General features: G+C 46.5%; 17 protein-coding genes and 1 pseudogene. 17 read left to right on the top strand and 1 reads right to left on the bottom strand.

The window, feature by feature from the left end:
• From M493_RS09105 to M493_RS09040, 14 genes are all read left to right on the top strand, one after another.
• Positions 1–996, top strand: a complete 996-nt coding sequence (locus tag M493_RS09105; protein WP_020960032.1) for a Gfo/Idh/MocA family protein — start codon at positions 1–3, stop codon at positions 994–996.
• A 14-nt stretch (positions 997–1,010) separates the two neighbouring features.
• The gene (locus M493_RS09100; protein WP_020960031.1) at positions 1,011–2,066 is read left to right on the top strand and encodes an aldose epimerase family protein; all 1,056 of its coding nucleotides are present in this window, start codon (positions 1,011–1,013) and stop codon (positions 2,064–2,066) included.
• Positions 2,067–2,092: 26 nt separating this feature from the next.
• On the top strand, positions 2,093–2,893 hold the full coding sequence (locus M493_RS09095; protein WP_041267923.1) for an HAD-IIA family hydrolase: 801 nt from the start codon (positions 2,093–2,095) through the stop codon (positions 2,891–2,893).
• A gap of 5 nt (positions 2,894–2,898) precedes the next feature.
• Positions 2,899–4,104 carry a sn-glycerol-1-phosphate dehydrogenase gene (locus tag M493_RS09090; RefSeq protein ID WP_041267922.1) on the top strand — a complete coding sequence of 402 codons (1,206 nt, stop codon included), beginning with the start codon at positions 2,899–2,901 and terminating at the stop codon, positions 4,102–4,104.
• Between the two features lie 16 nt (positions 4,105–4,120).
• Entirely contained in the window at positions 4,121–6,058 is a 1,938-nt protein-coding gene (locus M493_RS09085; RefSeq protein WP_020960028.1) for a glycoside hydrolase family 127 protein, read from the top strand.
• Between the two features lie 276 nt (positions 6,059–6,334).
• Positions 6,335–8,065, top strand: a complete 1,731-nt coding sequence (locus tag M493_RS09080) for a sensor histidine kinase (protein ID WP_020960027.1) — start codon at positions 6,335–6,337, stop codon at positions 8,063–8,065.
• Positions 8,065–8,853: a response regulator transcription factor gene (locus tag M493_RS09075; protein WP_020960026.1), complete on the top strand. Its 789-nt coding sequence runs from the start codon at positions 8,065–8,067 to the stop codon at positions 8,851–8,853. Before M493_RS09080 ends, M493_RS09075 begins: the two co-directional genes overlap by 1 nt.
• 106 nt (positions 8,854–8,959) lie before the next feature.
• Positions 8,960–10,282, top strand: a complete 1,323-nt coding sequence (locus tag M493_RS09070) for an extracellular solute-binding protein (protein WP_020960025.1) — start codon at positions 8,960–8,962, stop codon at positions 10,280–10,282.
• Positions 10,283–10,373: 91 nt separating this feature from the next.
• Positions 10,374–11,240 carry a carbohydrate ABC transporter permease gene (locus tag M493_RS09065; protein WP_020960024.1) on the top strand — a complete coding sequence of 289 codons (867 nt, stop codon included), beginning with the start codon at positions 10,374–10,376 and terminating at the stop codon, positions 11,238–11,240.
• Positions 11,241–11,377: 137 nt separating this feature from the next.
• On the top strand, positions 11,378–12,187 hold the full coding sequence (locus M493_RS09060) for a carbohydrate ABC transporter permease (RefSeq protein ID WP_051391589.1): 810 nt from the start codon (positions 11,378–11,380) through the stop codon (positions 12,185–12,187).
• 154 nt (positions 12,188–12,341) lie between these two features.
• Positions 12,342–13,391 carry an aldose epimerase family protein gene (locus M493_RS09055; RefSeq protein ID WP_020960022.1) on the top strand — a complete coding sequence of 350 codons (1,050 nt, stop codon included), beginning with the start codon at positions 12,342–12,344 and terminating at the stop codon, positions 13,389–13,391.
• A 34-nt stretch (positions 13,392–13,425) separates the two neighbouring features.
• A complete protein-coding gene (locus M493_RS09050) occupies positions 13,426–14,037 on the top strand; it encodes a polysaccharide deacetylase family protein (RefSeq protein WP_020960021.1) in 612 nt (203 codons plus the stop codon).
• 87 nt (positions 14,038–14,124) lie between these two features.
• Entirely contained in the window at positions 14,125–16,242 is a 2,118-nt protein-coding gene (locus tag M493_RS09045) for a glycoside hydrolase family 52 protein (RefSeq protein WP_020960020.1), read from the top strand.
• Positions 16,243–16,517: 275 nt separating this feature from the next.
• Positions 16,518–17,159, top strand: coding sequence for a YesL family protein (locus M493_RS09040; RefSeq protein ID WP_020960019.1), 642 nt, complete (start codon positions 16,518–16,520; stop codon positions 17,157–17,159).
• Positions 17,160–17,224: 65 nt separating this feature from the next.
• Here the strand turns inward: M493_RS09040 and M493_RS09035 are convergent, their stop codons facing one another.
• Entirely contained in the window at positions 17,225–18,448 is a 1,224-nt protein-coding gene (locus M493_RS09035) for an endo-1,4-beta-xylanase (protein ID WP_020960018.1), read from the bottom strand.
• Positions 18,449–18,962: 514 nt separating this feature from the next.
• Here M493_RS09035 and M493_RS18865 point away from each other — a divergent pair.
• From M493_RS18865 to M493_RS18980, 3 genes and pseudogenes are all read left to right on the top strand, one after another.
• Positions 18,963–19,214: pseudogene (locus tag M493_RS18865) on the top strand (transcriptional regulator); the annotation flags it as partial.
• A 27-nt stretch (positions 19,215–19,241) separates the two neighbouring features.
• The gene (locus M493_RS09025; protein ID WP_020960016.1) at positions 19,242–19,913 is read left to right on the top strand and encodes an SGNH/GDSL hydrolase family protein; all 672 of its coding nucleotides are present in this window, start codon (positions 19,242–19,244) and stop codon (positions 19,911–19,913) included.
• 371 nt (positions 19,914–20,284) lie between these two features.
• On the top strand, positions 20,285–20,407 hold the full coding sequence (locus M493_RS18980) for a hypothetical protein (protein WP_256380456.1): 123 nt from the start codon (positions 20,285–20,287) through the stop codon (positions 20,405–20,407).
• The last annotated feature ends 36 nt before the right edge of the window (positions 20,408–20,443 follow it).

Raw genomic sequence — 20,443 nt, 5'->3', positions numbered from 1 at the left:
ATGGAACGCAAAGTCCGTTTTGGCATCATCAGTACCGCCGCCATTGCCAAAGAGGTGATGATCCCGGCGATTCGCCGCGTGGAGTGCGCGGAAGTTGTGGCGATTGCCAGTGAAAGGGGAAAGGCGAATCAGACGGCGCGGGAACTTGGGATTCCGAAAGCGTACGACAGTTATGACCAGCTGCTCGATGACCCTGATGTTGACGCGGTGTACATTCCACTGCCAAACAGCTTGCACGCCGAATGGACGATTAAAGCGGCGAACAAGAAAAAGCATGTGCTTTGCGAAAAACCCGCCGCCTTATGTGAGGAAGATGTCCGACGCATGATCGAGGCGTGCGAGGAAAATGGCGTTTTATTTATGGAAGCGTTCATGTACCAGTTCCATCCGCAGCACGAGCGGGTGAAGCAACTTCTAGCTGCTGGCGAGCTCGGCGATGTCAAGTACATGCGCACCCATTTCTCGTTTTACCTGGAAGACCGTGAGGCGAACATCCGCATGAGCGATGAGCTTGGCGGGGGAAGTCTGTTCGATGTCGGCTGTTATGGTGTGCATTCGACAAGACACGTCCTTGACGCCGAGCCCGTCGAGCTGTTTGTCCAATCTCGTTTTGATCCGCAACGTTCGGTTGATTTGACGACGAGTGGTTGGATGAAGATGGAAAATGGTGTTTTCGCCCAGTTCACGTGCAGCTTCGATATGTTCTTCAAAAATGAGTACGAAATCATCGGCACGAAAGGAAAAATCGTTGTTTCGCGGGCGTACCGGCCGGATGTGGACGGGGGAGAGGGACGGATGACGGTCGTAACGGCTGATGGAAGCGAGCGTGAGGAAACCGTGTTTGGCGACCAATACGCGCTGCAAATCGAGCACTTTTCCCGCGCCATTCTCGAAGGGACGCCGCTGTTGTACTCACCGGAGCGCATGATCAAACAATCGCGGGCGCTCGACGCTTGCCGCACATCGATGAAAACGGGAGCGATCGTGCGGTTATGAAGGAAGGAATCGAGATGAACATTACATACGAAAAGTGGTCCGAACTTAACGGAAAGGACGTTCTCTTGTTCACATTGGTAAACGATCGCGGCATGGAACTGTCAGCGACGAACTATGGGTGCATCGTGACCAAACTGCTGGTTCCTGACCAGAACGGAAACGTGGAAAATGTCGTGCTCGGGTTTGATCAGTTTGAGCCGTATTTGACAAATGCCCCTTACTTCGGCGCCGTGATCGGCCGGGTGGCGGGGCGTATTCAAGGGGCGAGTTTTGAGCTTGAAGGGGCCACGTACGAGTTGGCGAAAAACGAAAACAACAACCATCTGCACGGCGGCCCGGGCGGATTCCACCGCGTGCTTTGGCAGGCGGAGCCTGTCCGGCGCGGCGATGCGGTCGGGGTCGTGTTTTCCTACACGAGCCTGGACGGGGAAGAAGGGTACCCCGGAACGGTTGACGTTCAAGTGGTGTATTGGCTGAATAATGACAACGAATGGATCGTTACCTATCATGCCCGCTCTGACCGGACGACGCTGCTTAACTTAACGAACCATACATATTTTAATTTAAGCGGCAATTTGAAACGGGATATTTTGGATCATGAATTAACGATCAAAAGTTCCCGCGTTTTAGAGCTGAATCGCGAGTTGATCCCGACCGGGGCTGTTATGGACGTCGCCAACACGCCGTTTGATTTGCGGCAAGGAAAGAAAGTGAAAGAGGCGGTTGAATCCGGGCATCCGCAAATCGAATTGGCTGGGCGCGGGTATGATCATCCGTTTTGGCTTGATCGGCAACATGACGAGGAAATTGTGCTTTGCGATGCGGAGAGCGGACGGACGTTAACGGTTGAGACGGATGAAGTGGGCGTTGTCGTTTACACGTCGAACCAATTGCCGGAAGGGCTCGATCTTGGCGGCGTGCCGTCGCGGAAATATTTAGGCATTTGCCTGGAAACGCAAGGGCTGCCTGATGCGATTCACCATCCGCGGTTTCCGTCGATTGTATTGTCAGCTGGTAAGGAGCGAGTATCCACAACGGTCTATCGGTTTAACGTGCGGGCATCATCATAAGGTAGATGGGAGGCGGGTTGCCCGTGATGGAGGACATCGATGGCGTGTTGATCGATCTTGACGGGACGATATGGAAAGGAAATGCACTAATTCCCCGTGCGGAGGAGGCGGTTGCCTACCTCCGTTCGCTTGGAAAACGAATCGTGTTCGTCAGCAACCGTGGCAATTGGTCGCGCCGCATGTGTCATGAACAGCTTGGACGGTTTGGAATTGCGGCGGAGGAGGAAGACATTATTTTATCCTCGACGGTAACAGCCCAATTTTTGCGGAAACATTATCCGCTATGCCAAGTTTGGACGTTAGGCGACGAAGGATTGCGTGAAGAGCTGCGGCATCACCAGGTGCCGTTGGCGCCAGCTCCCGAAGACGCGGATTTTCTCATCATCACGTTGCATGAAACGATGACGTACCGGGATTTGGATTTAGCATTCCGTGCGGTTTACCATGGGGCGCGAATGATAGCGACCAATATCGATCAAACATTTCCGAGTGAACATGGGAAGGCCATTGATGTAGCCGGGATGGTGGGAGCGATTGAAGCGGCGGCGGCTCGAAAAGTGGAAATCGTGCTAGGAAAGCCTTCTTGCTTTATGGTCGAAGCCGCTCTGCGCCAACTGCAAGTGCCACCCGACCGCTGTCTCGTCATTGGCGACAGCGTCGAATCGGATATTCGCATGGGGCGGATGTACGGGATGAAAACTGCCCTTGTGCTGACCGGCAATACGAAGCGTGATGAATTGGATAGGTTGTGGGAGAAAGAACGACCTGATTATGTGATTGATTCCATTTATGACATCATCGCGTTGGGAGAGGGGATCGTGCGGTGAATCGAATGTTAGAAGAACTAGTTTTACTGGCGGGGCAGTGCCAGTGCGGACATCGCCATTATGATATTCCAATTGAACGGATCGTTATAGGTCGTGACGCGTTCAGGCAGCTCGTTGCTTATTTGCGCCATAAGCGGTATGAGCGGGTGGCCTTGGTGGCCGATGAGCGGACGTTTGCGGCAGCGAGGGAGTCATTGTGTGATGAACTGGAAAACGAATCAATTCACTATACGGTATGCCTTGTGCAACCGGATGAAAACGGGGATGTCATTGCCGATGAACGTTCGATCGTACAAGTGCTGCTGGAAACGCCAAACAATGCTGACGTTCTCATTGCTGTTGGAGCGGGGACGATTCACGACATTACTCGTTTTAGCAGCTGCAAGATGAAGATTCCATTTATTTCTGTCCCCACTGCTCCATCGGTGGATGGATTTACGTCAATGGGCGCTCCGCTCATCATTCGCGGGATGAAACAAACCATCCAGGTGCAGGCGCCGATCGCTGTGTTTGCTCATACGGATGTGTTGCACCGAGCACCGAGAGCGATGATCGCTGCCGGGTTCGGTGATATGGCGGCGAAGTATACGTCATTAGCTGACTGGCAGTTTGCCCATTGGATGGCGGATGAGCCGTATTGTCCGCTCGTTCACCAGCTTACAGAACAATCCCTCAAAACATGCGTCGACCATATTGATGACATTGCCAATGGTAGCGAACAAGGAATTCGTGTATTAATGGATGCGCTGTTGCAGTCGGGCATTGCCATGTTGCTCATGGGTCAATCGTACTCGGCTTCGGGCGCCGAACATCATCTGTCCCACTACTGGGAAATGGAATTTTTGCGCCGGAACAAACGGCAAGTGCTTCACGGGGCGAAGGTCGGCGTGTCGACTCCGATCGTCATTGAGCACTATCAACGTCTGCTTTTGCCGTTGCTGAACGGATTGGAAAAACGGTCTGAGTCGGTCCATGAAGAGATATGGGGACGGTTCAAGGCCAACGCAGCCGCGATTCGCATGCAGCTTGAGTCGCTGCCATCTCCCAGCCGTGTTCGCGCTATGTTGGAGAAAGTAGGAGAGGCCGCTCTCCCGGAACAACTCGGCATCGATCCACCGCTGGTTGAGCGGAGTCTGCAGGAGGCGCATCGATTGCGTCCGAACCGCTTTACGATGCTCTATTTTTTGAACGAATGGATTTTGGAAAAATGATAGGGGGAAATCAGGAATGCAAAAAGGCACAACAAGGGTGAACGTCAAGGATCGGTTTTGGAAACGGTATATCGATGTCGTTCGACATGAAGTCGTTCCTTATCAATGGGAGGTGCTCAATGACCGCATCCCCGATGCTGAGCCGAGCCATGCGATTGAGAACTTCCGCATTGCCGCAGGGGAATCGGATGGAGAATTTTACGGGATGGTCTTTCAAGACAGCGATGTGGCGAAATGGTTAGAAGCGGTGGCGTACCTGTTAGAGACGAAGCGCGACCCAGAATTGGAAGCACTCGCCGATGACGTGATTGAGCTGCTCGGCCGCGCCCAGCAGCCGGACGGTTATCTCAACACGTATTATACGGTCAAGGAGCCTGGAAAACGATGGACAAACTTGCGGGACAATCATGAACTGTATTGTGCCGGTCATTTGATTGAAGCAGCGGTCGCTTATTTCCGGGCCACAGGCAAACGGCGCTTTTTGGATATCATGTGCAAGTATGCCGATTATATCGGCACGGTATTCGGCCGGGGAGAGGGTCAAATTTCGGGATATGACGGACATCAGGAGATTGAGTTGGCGCTGTTGAGGCTTTATGAGGCGACGGGGAATGAGAACTATCTCAAACTCAGCCAATATTTTATTGACCAGCGCGGGCAACAGCCGCATTACTTTGATCGGGAAAAAGAAGCAAGAGGGGAAACAGGTCGATTTTGGTATGACGGTGGGTATCGCTACCACCAAGCTCACATTCCAGTCAGGGAACAAAAACAAGCCGTTGGGCATGCGGTGCGGGCGCTCTATATGTATACCGCCATGGCGGGACTGGCGGCGAAAACGGGAGATGAATCGTTGAAACAGGCATGCAAAACGTTGTGGGAAAACGTGACGAAACGGCAAATGTATATCACGGGCGGCGTCGGCTCCAGCGAGTGTGGCGAATCGTTCACGTTTGATTTCGATTTGCCGAATGATACCGCTTATGCGGAGACGTGCGCATCGATCGCCCTAGTATTTTGGGCGCGCCGCATGCTCGAGTTGGAGACGGATGGGAAATACGCGGATGTAATGGAACGGGCATTATACAATGGAACCATTAGCGGCATGGATTTGGACGGCAAGAAGTTTTTTTACGTCAATCCGCTCGAAGTGTGGCCGAAGGCGTGCGAACGCCATGACAAGCGCCATGTGAAACCGGTGCGAAAAAAATGGTTCAGCTGTGCGTGCTGCCCGCCGAACTTGGCTCGGCTTATCGCGTCGATTGGCCATTATATTTATTCGCAAACATCAGACGCCTTGTTCGTCCACCTTTATGTCGGCAGCGACATTCGGACGGAACTCGGTGGACGGTCGGTCGAAATCGTGCAAGAGACGAACTATCCTTGGGATGGAACGGTTCGATTGACGGTTTTGCCGGAATCCCCTGGGGAATTTACGATTGGCCTGCGCGTTCCAGGATGGTGTCGGGGAGCAACATTAACGATCAATGGAGAAAAAGTAGACATGGTTGCACTGATCCAAAAAGGGTATGCTTATATCAAACGGATATGGAAAAAAGGGGATCAAGTGGAGCTTGTTTTCCCGATGCCAGTTGAACGGATCAAGGCTCATCCTCAAGTGCGCGCCAATGCCGGGAAAGTGGCGTTGCAGCGCGGGCCGATTGTGTATTGCCTGGAAGAAGTTGATAATGGGCCAAATTTAGCGAACCTGTTCCTCCCGCGCGATGCCCATCTGGAAGCGCACTTTGAGCCGGACTTGCTGGAAGGGGTTGTAGTGATCACCGGAACCGCCGAGCGAATGGATGAATCAGCATGGAATGATGAGTTGTATCGGTCGAGTGAACCCCAAACCTATCAAGTTCCGTTCCGTACGATTCCTTACTATGTTTGGTGCAACCGGGGAGAAGGCGAGATGACGGTGTGGGTGAATGAGAAGTGGGGGCATCAGTCGTAAATGGGATAGCCAAGTAAATGAATTACGCTGGTCGGAAGGTTCACGAACCGTACCGACCAGTTTTTTTATTTTTGTACTATCCTTTGTTTGGATTCTATACAAATCATTTTAGAGGTACTATACTAATGAGTAAGAAAGGACTATTTTCATCAACACATTTCGAAAACTTTTTTATTATATTGTACGACGTGTGATGGCTCTTGCAAGTCACAATTGATCGTGTAGCGGCTACATTATTAATGTTATCCATCTTTTCAATTAGAAAGGTTCATCGCCATGCTTAGCTATTTAAAAAAATGGAACACACTGCGAAATCAAATATTGGTCGTATTTCTATGTGTCATGGTGATCGTGCTGTCAATCGTCAGTGCAATTACGTTTAGGCAAGTGTCCTTGCTGGTGCGGAATAACGCGGAAGAGCAGATTAAGCAGACAGCTCTTGAGGCAAGCGGCCGGATTGACTCGCTGTTTGAGCAATTAAATACAGCAACAAAGTTTATGATGACCAATCGGGAAGTTCAACGATTGTTTGAACGAATCCATGCGGGAGAGAAGGTGACCTTTCCCGAATTACAAATGTTAAAAAGTGTGATCAATAATATCCAGGCTAACTCTGAGGGCATTTACTCTGTCGAGCTTTATACCGAAGATCTAAAGCAAGTGTTTCCTCTAGACAGTTCTAGCAAGATGTATCAACGCCTCAATGTCAAATGGATTTATGAAGCCGATCGGGCAAAAGGAAGGCTTGTTTGGATCGGCGAAGATCCGAGAAACAATCACTTTTACTTAGCGATTCGGCGCATTACGCTGATGGAGCGCCATTTTGCCAATGGGGGCTACTTGCTTGTTCGAATTTATAAACCATATTTTTCGGTTGCCGAGGTGAACATGGGCCAATACGTACTGGTTTTGGATCCAGAAGGTAAGGTAATTTTCTCTAACACTTCCAAACCAATTGATATGACTTCGTTGAACGAGCGATCAACTGCGATGATGGATGAGACTGAATATATAGTCACAAAGCAGTCTTCCAGTAAAGGATTTACTGTTTTCATATTAACGCCTGTCAGTGCGCTCACTAAGGGGATGAATGGCATTCGGTTTGGAATCATGTTTGCTGGCATCATTGGGATCATCATTTACTTTATATGTTCGCTGTTTCTCTCTACCATCATTACGCGGCCAATTGCCCAGTTGACTAAAACGATGCGGCTTGCCAACGAAGGGTTATTGGCTGTTAACCCGAAAATGACGACTGTCAATGAAATTAGAGAACTGAACAGTACCTATAACCAATTGGTGAAAGAAACGAATCATTTGATTAAAATGGTGTATCAAAAAGAAATTATTCGCAGCCAAAGTGAATTAAAAGCGTTGCAAGCACAAATCAATCCCCATTTTCTGTATAATACGTTGGAATCGCTGCGATGGTCATTAGAAGAGAAGGGAGAAGAAGAACTGGCGGATGTTGTTGTGTCCATGTCGGAGCTGTTTCGCTATACCATCAGCCCGAATGTGAACGATGATTGGGTTACGTTGAAAGAGGAATTTCGTCATATCGAAAATTATATGGACATTATCCAATTCCGGTTTGGCGGCCGTATTAAGTGGCGTTTACAGCTTCCAGGGAAGTGGGAAAATGTTAAAATCCCGAAACTGTTGATTCAACCGTTAGTCGAAAACGCAGTTGTGCACGGCTCGGAAAACCAGTCAGCTCCTTGTACTATTACGGTAGCTGTTAGACAAGTTTCAGACCATCATCTTGCAATTGAGGTGGAAGATGATGGAGTTGGGATGGACGAGGAAAAACTTGAGACTGTGAAACGGTCTATGCGTACGGGAGACAAAACTTCTGAAAATGGAAAAGGGATAGCTTTATATAATGTGAAAAAGCGCCTCCAACTTTACTATAAGGATGAAACGAGCGATGGCATAACGATTGACAGTCGTAAAAATAAAGGCACAAAAGTCACGATTCGAATTCCCGTTAATGGGGGTGAAAGATAATGTACGATAAAACTATTTTAGTTGTGGATGATGAGCCCAGGGCAAGGGAGGGAATGAAAAGACTATTAGAAAAATGGGCCTCTGGCAAGCATAGGATTATAACAGCTTCGAATGGCCAAGAAGCGTTATCGATTTTGCAACGTGAAAAAGTACACATCTTATTAACGGACATTCGCATGCCGGAAATCACGGGGCTTGAAGTGCTCGAAAGGATAAGGGAAGAAACTTTTCCTGTTGTGATTATCGTCTCCGCTTATCCTGATTTTGACTATGCGCAAAAAGCGATTGCTCTTGGCGTATTGAACTATTTATTAAAACCCGTTAAAAAAAGCGAGCTAATCGATGTTATTGAAAAAGCTGTGGATGTTTCCAATAAGAAGGAGAGGGAGAAGGTTCTTGAAAAAGTTGTGGATGATAAACTAATAAACGCTCTTGATTACCATAGCCCGCCACGGGAACCGGTTCGTGAGGCAATTCAGTTTATTGACCAACATTTAAAAGAGGATTTGTCGCTAAAAGATGTAGCGGAACACGTCCATTTGAATCCAAGCTATTTCAGTACATTGTTTAAAGAGCAAATGAAGTTGACGTTTAGTGAATATATGACGAGAAGAAGAATGCAGCGGGCAAAAGAACTATTAATTGCAACCAAGATGACTATATCGGAAATTGCCGAAGAGTGTGGATACAAAACACCGAAATATTTTATTCAGCTGTTTAAGGAAATGGAAGGGGAAACACCAAACAGCTACCGGAAAAGGCAAAATAAAGGGCTTTCAATGTTCTAAAAATAGTGGTATTTTTTCTGATGATTGTTACCTTTCTTGCCCCCTTGTTACGATGTAAACTGAAACTGTAAGTTAATCGATCTCAAAATAAAAGGGGGTAAAGGTAGTGAAAAAGAAAGCGCTCGCATTATTGGCTTTGTTTACGCTTATGATCGGCGTTCTGTTGTCTGGCTGTTCTTCATCGAGTGAATCGGCGGGTGAGGATAAGTCAGGGGATGGAAAAATCCATCTCAAATTTATGCATGATTGGCCGAAAGGGAGTTCGACAGCTTACTACAATCTCGTCGAGGAGATTATTAAAGACTACGAAGCAAAAAATCCTAATGTTGTTATCGATGTGGAAGTCTTGAACCCAGATCAATACCGAGATAAATTGAAAGTGTTGGCCGCTTCGAATGAATTGCCAGATATAGGATTAACATGGTCGAACGGGTTTGCGGAACCGTACGCCACTGGAGGGCAGTTTGCCCCATTGGACGATGTTATCGAAAAAGAGTTTAAAGACCAGTTTGTACCTGGCACAGTAGAATCGTATTCGTTTAACGGCAAATCGTATGCGCTTCCAATGGAAATGAACATCACATACGTCTTTTATAACAAAGAGATCTTCAAAAAGTACAATCTTGAGGAGCCGAAAACATTTGAAGATTTGAAAAATATCGGTAAAGTATTAACTGAAAACGGCGTTATTCCAGCAACGGTCGGTTCGAAAGACGGATGGCCGGCATCGATGTGGTTTATGTATCTTGCCGACCGAATCGGCGGCCCAACGATTTTGACGGATGTTATCCAAGGGAAAGTCAAAATGTCCGACCCGGCCATTGTAAAAGCAGCTGAGGAAGTTCAAAATCTTGTTGATATGGGATTCTTTGTTAGAGGCAATACGGCGTTTTCAAACGACGATGCAAAAGGTTATTTCCTGAATGAAAAGGCGGCAATGTTCTTAACCGCAACGTGGGAATTGCCGAACTTTACAACAAGTCCAGATGTTCCGCAAGAATTTAAAGAAAAAGTCGGTTATTTTAAATTCCCGGTTTACGAAGGTGGAAAAGGAACCGATATAAACAGCTATGTTGGTGGACCTGGGTTAGGTGCATTCGTTGCAGAAAACTCGAAACATAAAGAACAAGCTAAAGATTTTGCGGCTTATCTCGTAAAAGAGTGGGGCAAACGTTCTGTTGAAGGCGCGGGCATTCTTCCGGCTACGAAAGTTGATACAGAAGGACTGGACGTACCACAAATGTATCTTGATGTCCTGAATGATATTAACAATGCAACAAACATTACGACTTGGTTTGACACTCAAGCGAGCCCGAATGTCGCTGAATTGCACCACGATTTGATGACGGCGCTGTTTGGTAAGCAAGTAACTCCAGAGGAATTTGCAAAACAACATGACGACGCTCTTGCCAAGGAAGCGAAAAAATAAAGCAAGGATTGTGAAGAGTTGAATCTTTAATTAGGGGGCATGATTGTACGTATATGCCCCCTAATTTGTAACTGAGAAGGGGTTATAAACCATGAAAAACGTTATGTCCAATAAAGTGGCTATTGCTCTTTATGTGCTTCCCTCTCTTTTACTTGTATTGTTCCTCATCTATATCCCGATCGCATTGACCGGCTATTACGGTTTAATGGATTGGGATGGGGTAGGGCAAATGAAGTTTATTGGATTGGAAAATTATAAAGAACTAATTCATGATAAGTTGTTTTGGGAAAGTACATGGCATTCCGTCTTGCTGGCGCTATTTTCTGTTCTCAGCTTAGTAGGATACTTGATCGTATCCTTAGTATTAGCCAGCAAAATTAAGGGGGCTAACGTATTTAGAAAAATTTACATTATTCCGATGCTCATGTCGTCCGTTGCCATTGCCCAACTTTGGATTAAGATTTTTGACCCGATGAATGGGTTGATCAACAGCTTGTTCATGATGTTAGGAGTTGAGGATCCGCCGTTATGGTTGGCAGATCCTAATATGGCGCTATACTCTGTCTTTGTCCCTATTGTTTGGCAATATGCAGGATTTTATATCATTATTATTTATGCGGCGTTGATCAATGTGCCGCAAGAGCTTATTGAAGCAGCCAGGATTGATGGTGCGAATGCATTTCAAATTGCTTATAAGATTAAAGTGCCTCTCATTTCGGGTGTACTCAAGGTTTTAATTATTTTAGCTGTCGTCGGTTCTCTGAAATATTTCGATCTTATTTATGTCATGACTGGAGGAGGACCGGGCCATGCTACAGAAGTAATGGCTTCTTATATGTATAAAGAGGCATTTGGAAAGTTTAATTTTGGATACGGAAGCGCGGTTGGTTTCGGTTTATTGGTCATCAGTATGGGAACGACATGGGTTATTCAAAAATTGCTCAACACGAATAAGTAAGAAGGGGGATCGGGCGTATGAAAGGACAAGTCCGCCCAACATCTGAACACCGCTCCTCAGAGGCTCCAACCTTACGATTAGCTGCAGGGGGGAAAACGGAGCCGGCTGAACATCGCTCGCCTTTGAAACGGATTGGGATGGGTGTTCTTTACTTCATCCTCATTGTTGTAGCGATTGTTCAGCTATACCCGTTAGTGTGGCTGTTTCAACTGTCATTGAAGACGAACCAAGAAGTATTTGGAATGTCACCGTTCGCTTTGCCTAAATCCCCTCGTTGGGAAAACTACATTAATGCGTGGTTTGATGGCGGTATTAGTCAATATTTTTTCAATAGTGTTTGGTATACAGTCGTTGCCGTTTTATTAACATTAATTTTAGCAAGTTTTGTTACGTTTGCTTTGACGAGAATGGAGTGGAAATTAAAGGGTGTTGTTTTAGCTTTGTTTATGGTTGCTTATATGATCCCGCTTCATTCGACGTTAATTCCGTTGTTTAATATTTACAACAAAGTGAATTTAATTGATAATCCGATCTCAATCATTCTTTCGTATACGACCTTTAACCTGCCAATTACGATTATGATTTTATTAGGTTTTTATCAATCGTTGCCGAGAGAAATCGAGGAAGCAGCTGTCATAGATGGTTGCTCCATTCACCGTATCTTTTTCCGGATTACATTGCCGATGACGGCGCCGGTTCTTGCCACTACGGCTATCATTAACATGATTTACAACTGGAATGAGTTCGTGTTTGTTAATACATTTATTAGTTCGGAAAAATGGAAAACAATCACAGTCGGAGTGAATAACTTTGTCGGACAATACTTAACGGATTGGGGAGCCATTGGCGCGACTTTGATCATCAGCATTTTGCCTATTTTGATTGTGTATTTGTTCTTAAGCGATCGTATCATTGAAGGTTTAGTGGCTGGTTCGGTGAAGGGATAATAATGAAGAAACTTACATGCTTTTGTATTGAACTGGTAGATTGTATAAAATTTCCAAACAATCTTCGTTTGTGTTATATACAAACTTTATTGAAAGTAGTATATTTAAAGTTGGAAGCGTTTGTTTTTATAAGTGGATAAGGAGGTGAAACGTTTTGGATATTTTTGAGCGGATATGGGCTCAATTCGATGGGAAAGAAGTTGCATTGTTTACGTTAGTGAACAATCATGGCATGGAACTGTCGGTAACGAACTATGGGTGCATCGTGACCAAACTGCTAGTTCCTGACCGGATGGGCAACATTGAAAATGTGGTGCTTGGGTTTGACCGATTTGAGCCGTATGTCGAGAACGCCCCTTATTTCGGCGCTGTGATCGGCCGGGTGGCGGGGCGCATTCAAGGGGCGAGTTTTGAGCTTGAAGGGGTCACGTACGAGTTGGCGAAAAACGAAAACAACAACCATCTGCACGGCGGCCCGGGCGGATTCCACCGCGTGCTTTGGCAGGCGGAACCGGTTTGGCGCGATGATGCGGTCGGGGTCGTCTTTTCGTACACAAGCCCGGACGGGGAAGAAGGGTATCCGGGGGCGGTTGATGTGCAAGTGGCGTATTGGCTCAACAATGACAACGAATGGACCGTCACCTACCGGGCTCGTTCGGACAAAACGACGCTTGTCAACTTGACGAACCATACGTATTTTAATTTGAGCGGCAACGGCAAGCGCGATATTTTAGACCATACGCTGGCCATCCAAAGCGCTCGCGTACTCGAGTTGAATGACGAGCTGATTCCGACCGGGCGCGTCTTGGATGTCACTGGCACTCCGTTTGATTTGCGGAACGGAACGACGATACGGGAGGCGGTCGAATCCGGGCATCCGCAAATCGAGCTCGTTGGCGGGGGCTATGACCATCCATTTTGGCTCGACCGCCATCATGATAAGGAAATTGTGCTTTCCGACCAAGAGAGTGGACGAACGTTGACGGTGGAGACGGATGAAGTCGGTGTTGTCGTGTACACGTCGAACCAATTGCCGGAAGGGTTGGATTTGGGCGGCGTGCCGTCGCGGAAGTATTTAGGCATCTGCCTGGAAACACAAGGGCTGCCCGATGCGGTTCATCATCCGCAATTTCCGTCGATCGTATTGCCAGCTGGTAAGGAGCGAGTATCCACAACGGTCTATCGGTTTGGGGTAGCTGACTGACTAAACGGAGAGGGGAGCATGTTATAACTTGAAAATGATTGAATATGTCGAGACGCCCCATCGAGTGGTTGCGATCACGTTCGACGATGGCCCAAATCCAATTTATACATTGGAAGTGTTAGAAATATTGGGAAAAGTATCTGGGAAAGCAACCTTTTTTATGATTGGCATCCATATGGAGAAGCATCCGGAAGTTGTAGAGGCGGTCAAGGCGCAAGGGCATGAAATTGGCAATCACACGTATTCTCACGTCAACCTGACTTCTCTAGCTAAGAATGATGCTTTACAAGAAATAGAGCGGACAGATGCCATGATTGCCTCTATGGCTGGAGCGAGAGCAGCTGTCTTCCGCCCTCCTTATCTTGACTATAATGCAACTATCGTGTCTATGTGCAGCCGTTTCGGCTACCAAATGATTGGTGCGCTCAATACCGACGCACGAGACTGGGAACAGCCTGGTGTTGATTATATTGTTCAGAAGACTCGAGATCATGTGAAAAATGGAAGCATCTTGCTTTTCCATGATGGATTCGGGGATCGTTCACAAACGATCGAGGCCGTCAAAATACTTGTTTCCGAACTGCACTCGCAAGGCTATGAATTTGTTACTGTCAGCGAGTTGCTACAGCTGCAAAAAGCAGATTGAGTAAGGGAAGCTGTTATCTGGCTGCATTGGCGTCCTGTTGATCCGTTGTGCGATGGAGCGATCAAGGGGAAAAGGAGAGTGAAGAACATGCCAAACAATTGGTTTTTTAACGCCCACCATTCGCCGGTTGGAGCGTTTGCCAGCTTTACGCTAGGGTTTTCGGGAAAAAGCGGCGGATTGGACTTGGAACTCGCCCGTCCACCGCGGCAAAACGTATTTATTGGCGTAGAGTCGCTGCATGAGCCGGGGCTGTATCATATCCTTCCATTCGCGGAAACAGCGGGCGATGATGAAAGCAAACGGTATGACATTGAAAACCCAGATCCAAATCCGCAAAAACCAAACATTCTCATTCCGTTTGCGAAAGAGGAGATCAAGCGCGAATTCTGTGTGGCAACGGATACATGGAAAGCTGGGGATTTAACGTTTACGATTTATTCGCCAGTAAAGGCGGTGCCTGATCCCGAAACAGCGGCCGAGGAAGAACTCAAGTTGGCGTTGGTTCCGGCTGTGATTGTAGAGATGACGATCGATAATACAAACGGAACAAGAACACGGCGGGCGTTTTTTGGATTCGAAGGCACCGACCCGTACACCTCGATGCGGCGGATCGATGATACGTGCCCGCAGTTGCGCGGGGTTGGCCAAGGACGTATTGTGGGCATTGTCTCCAAAGACGAGGATGTTCGCTCAGCACTGCATTTTAGCATGGAAGATATTTTAACGACACCGCTTGAAGAGAACTGGACGTTTGGGCTTGGGAAAGTCGGGGCGTTAATCGTCGATGTGCCAGCGGGAGAAAAGAAAACGTATCAATTTGCCGTTTGCTTCTACCGTGGCGGCTATGCTACAGCAGGGATGGATACTTCCTACTTCTATACCCGTTTCTTTAATAATATTGAAGAAGTCGGCCTTTATGCGTTAGAGAAGGTGGATGTATTAAAGGAACAGTCATTCCGCTCGAATGAACTCATCGAAAAACAATGGCTCTCCGATGATCAAAAATTTATGATGGCGCATGCGATCCGCAGCTACTATGGCAATACCCAGTTGCTTGAGCATGAAGGAAAGCCGATTTGGGTCGTCAATGAAGGCGAGTACCGGATGATGAACACGTTTGATCTCACTGTCGATCAACTCTTTTTTGAATTAAAAATGAACCCGTGGACAGTGAAAAATGTGCTCGATCTCTATGTCGACCGCTACAGCTATGAGGACCGCGTTCGTTTTCCGGGGGACGAGACGGAACATCCGGGCGGCATCAGCTTTACCCATGATATGGGAGTTGCTAATACATTCTCGCGTCCACATTACTCGTCATATGAGTTGTACGGAATTAGCGGCTGTTTCTCGCATATGACCCACGAACAGCTCGTCAACTGGGTGCTTTGTGCTGCGGTATACATTGAGCAAACGAAAGATTGGGCATGGCGCGACAAGCGGCTCGACATTTTGGAGCAGTGCCTTGAAAGTATGGTGCGCCGCGATCATCCAGATCCAGAAAAACGGAACGGCGTGATGGGGCTTGACAGCACCCGCACGATGGGTGGAGCGGAAATTACAACGTATGACAGTTTGGACGTTTCTCTTGGCCAGGCGCGCAATAATTTGTATTTAGCAGGAAAATGTTGGGCAGCTTATGTGGCGTTGGAAAAATTGTTCCGCGATGTCGGCAAAGAGGAACTGGCCGCACTGGCTGGAGAGCAGGCGGAAAAATGCGCCGCAACGATCGTCAGCTATGTGACCGATGACGGGTACATCCCGGCTGTTATGGGAGAAGGAAATGACTCAAAAATTATTCCAGCCATTGAGGGGCTTGTGTTTCCTTATTTCACAAACTGCCATGAGGCGTTAAACGAAGAGGGCCGCTTTGGAGAATATATTCAAGCATTGCGCAACCATTTGCGTTACGTTCTGCGGGAAGGAATTTGCTTATTCGCGGACGGGGGATGGAAAATTTCCTCGACGAGCAACAACTCGTGGTTAAGCAAAATCTACTTATGCCAGTTCATCGCCCGTCACATTTTAGGGTGGGAATGGGACGAACAAGGAAAACGGGCTGATGCGGCTCATGTCGCGTGGCTCACGCATCCGACGCTCTCCATTTGGAGCTGGAGCGACCAAATTATCGCCGGTGAGATCAGCGGCAGCAAATATTACCCGCGCGGCGTGACGAGCATTTTATGGTTAGAGGAGGGAAGGTAAAGTCGTCGAGAGCTATGGACTTTACATTCAGATGATTTCTTGATAGCTTTTTGAAGAGGCTGGTCCAAAAGAGTGGTAATGCTCCTATGTGAGACGACATGGAAAAATAGACCACCACGAAAAACCCGGTAAAACCAAGGTTTTTAGAGGTGGTCTCTTTCACATACCTCGGTTAAATTTCATCAAAAAGGGGCTTTTAAGTCAGCCCCTTCTTTTTTTCTCTCTATAATGATATACTAACCTTAGTAGAGAGTAAAAACAAAGGTGGAGAAATGATGCGTTCCGGTCTGTTGGACAGTAAATTGTACCGTGTCTGTGAATGGATCACAAGATTAGCGTATATTAATATCATCTGGGTTGGTTTTACAATTATAGGGTTAGGTATTTTGGGCGTTGCTCCGTCAACTGTAGCGCTGTTTACGATTGTACGGAAGTGGCTTTTATTCCGTGATGAAGGCGTTCCTGTATTCAAAACGTTCGCCCGCACATATAAACAAGAATTCTGGCGGGCGAACGGAATAGGGTTTTTGTTTATGGCCATAGCATATATTTTATATATTGACGTGTTATATATTGACCATGTGCCTGCACCTTGGCAGCTGCCGTTTTCCGTAGTGTTGTTTGTCATCATGATTTTTTATGGGATAACATTGTTATATGTATTTCCGATTTATGTGCATTATGAACTTCGCTTTTGGCAATATGTGAAGTATGCCTTTATAATTGGTGTAGCTAATCCGTTTATGACTCTCGCGATGATCGTGAGCATCGGCATACTACTAGTTGTCCTTCTTTATGTTCCGGGTTTGATCCCATTTTTTAGCGTCAGTCTTTTTGCCATGATTGTAATGGGCAGTGCGCTTCGTGTGTTCCGTAAAGTGGAAGAGAGGCAGACGGCCTGGCAGCACGGAAGATAAATCTAAAGGGCTGCCGCAAAGGAAATCACTCCTTTGCGGCAGCCTGCTTAACATTGGGGGAATCGCTATTTATGATCAATAATGGCCCAATAGGCGGGTTTTACATGGTAATTTAGGTCAAATACAAACGGTGCGTCCTTCCCTGCTCCTTTTTCCACTCTTGTGTACGGAGCATTTGGGTCGACAACAACATTTCCGTTAACGTCATAATAAACATCCGCTCGGCTGTCAAGCCACGTATGGTTATCAGCGATACCCCAGAAGGTGACGTTGCTGATTTTGTCGCCGAGTTTTTCATACAGTTTAAATAAACGATCGTAACGGGCTGCTTGGTCCAAAAACTTTTGCTTTGGAATGGCGTCATACGTCGGGTAGGCTCGCGGCGGCCAGCCGTACATGCTTACATCGAGTTCGGTAATTTGGTTATCTAACCCAAGATCGGCGAACATGTTGATCGTTTTTTCGATTTCCGCTTCAGAGGGCCAACCGATTTGAATGTGAGACTGGTGTCCGATGCCATCGATCGGAACCCCTTCCGCTTTCAGCTGTTTGACCAAGTTGTAAAGGGCGGTTCGCTTTGGCTCGACTTCTGTATTGTAGTCATTAATGTAAAGTTTAATGTTGTTGCCGCCATATTTTCTTGCTGTTTGGAATGCCACTTTAATATAATCGACGCCCGCAATTTGGTACCATGGAGAGTTGCGCAGCTTTCCGTCGTCCCCAACTACTTCATTTACAACGTCCCAATACTTAATGTCGTTTTTATACCGCTCGACGATCGTTTTAATATGAGTCTCGAGCCGTTTTAATAGCAGCTGCTTATTTTGCTCGCGTTTCACAGGGTCTGTTTCATTAACCATTGGTCTGCCTTCTTTGTCGAGAAAGAACCATTCTGGCACTTGGCTATGCCAAACGAGTGTATGGAAGCGAATATCCATGCCATTCTTTTTGGCGAATTGGATGATCTTGTCGGCTTGTTCAAAGTTAAATTTCCCTTCCTCTGGCTGAATGTTGATCGGTTTCATAACATTTTCAGCAACAATGCTATTGAAGTGGCGTTTTAGCATTTGGGCGTCTTTTTGGTTCAGCAGCTGATATGGTTCAACAGCCGCACCAATTGTGAATGAGTTTTTGTAGCGTTGATCCAGTTGTGGGGCATGCAATGCACTGATGCTGGGTTTGTTTGCATAAGAATCGGCACTCTCAGCAGATGTGGCGGTCATTCCGATAGGAAGCAATAGCGATAGAGCTAATCCAACAGTTACTGGTTTACGCATGACATTCCACATACCCATCGTTCCTCCTTCCTTCATATCGCAATATAGGGATGAAAGGGTTTTTCCTTTCGAGGAAAGGTGTTGCATTTCCCTAATTTCATTTTATCACGACCAACTTTGTTTGTAAAACAAATATACTAACTATTATGTATATTATAATTATTAATTCGATTATGGATATGTTGCCGATGCGAGCTGTTCGCTCTGGAACAATCAATAATTCGGTGCGAGAGAACTCCAATGAACAGGAATATAGCATCTCTCCCTTTGCTTAATGATTTAACGAGCGTCATCATCAGCAATGGGAGGAGGGGATATTTCACTGAATTGATAGTATGTGAATACCGCTATTGAGAATTTTAAAAGTTCTGTATATAATTAGTTTTAATAGTAAACATACTGATTGCAATCGTTTCATCCTTATTGTTTCTGAATAGAAGAAGTTTTAGGTAGAAAGCAACATGCTGAAGGAACAAGAGCAGGGGAGAACTCAAAAGGGCTGGGATTCGCTTGATTCGCGAGTCGGGGATCGCTGTCGAGTCCATTGTTTGAACAGGAGCACCTTGATGCGATTATTTACGGAGAGGGACCTGAATGGGAGACACCAGGATACGTTCGCGATGCTGTGCATCAAGGAAGGCGAAAAGCACTGATTGTACTGGGGCACGCGGAAAGCGAAGAACCGGGCATGAGGTACTTGGCTGAGTGGTTGGGATTGCAATTTCCTGATGTCCCCATCCATTTTATTCAAGAAACTCCGCTCTTTCAAGTGGTTTGATAGAAAACTTCAGGGAGGCAATGCGAAATGAAAATCAGTCGAGGGGAAAAGCTGTTGCTTATTGGCGATTCAATTACTGACTGCGGTCGTGCTCAGCCGGAGGGGGAAGGCCTGTTTGGTGCGCTGGGAACCGGGTATGTGGCGTATATCGATGGTCTCCTGCAGGCGGTTTACCCAGAGTTGGGGATTAGGGTTGTCAATAAGGGGATCAGTGGCAATACGGTGCGGGATTTGAAAGCAAGATGGCAAGAAGATGTCATCGCACAAAAACCGGACTGGGTATCGATTATGATCGGCATTAACGATGTTTGGCGGCAGTATGATTTGCCATTGATGAAAGAAAAACATGTATACTTGGATGAATACGAAACGACACTCCGCAGCCTCGTCCTCGAGACAAAACCGCTTGTAAAAGGCATGATTTTGATGACGCCGTTTTATATTGAGGGAAATGAACATGATCCGATGCGCCGCACGATGGATCAATACGGCCGTGTTGTCAAGCAAATTGCAGAAGAAACAGACAGCCTCCTTGTCGATACCCAAGCAGCTTTTAATGAGGTATTAAAAACGATTTATCCGGCCGCTCTTGCTTGGGATCGTGTTCATCCATCTGTTACGGGGCATATGATTTTGGCAAGAGCTTTTTTGACGGCGATCGGTTTTGATTGGAACAAGCCCAATGGATTGAGGGGATAGGCAATTGAGCCAATCGGTTATTGCTGGCTGAATCTTTTCTGTTCTCTTCTCCTTAGGGTGTACCTTTTCATCTTCTCAAGGAAATGAAAGATAATTTCTGAAATTTAAGCATGATTAGTTGTAATATTCTAAAAATGGTGATAAAATAAAGACAGATAGTTTGTGATATAAATAAACTATCTAATTGTTACTGGAGATTGGTAAGATCTAATATTCGACAGTAAGGAGAAAAAGTGTCTACTATTTCTTCGGATGCGGATGGGTTAAAAGAGATAGGTTTACGACGAACGACCACTAACGTCATAGACAATTCTTGTACTAGGCATCTAATTATGCGGTATTTTGTAAGCGGTTTATTTAGGAGGTGGCATTTGGTTCATCAACAAGGATATAAAGCAGTAATATCATTCGGGAGTGAGGAAGATGCGCAGAAGATATTATTGCTTAAAAACCTGAACCGATTGTCGGTTTTAACTAAAATCAACGGTATTTGATGGCAATATAGCACCCATTTTGCCCAGGGCATATAC

Origin of the sequence: Geobacillus genomosp. 3 (assembly GCF_000445995.2) — a bacterium.
GTDB lineage: Bacteria > Bacillota > Bacilli > Bacillales > Anoxybacillaceae > Geobacillus.
Note: the sequence above shows the minus strand (reverse complement) of the source record. Positions and strands in the feature narration are given on the sequence as shown.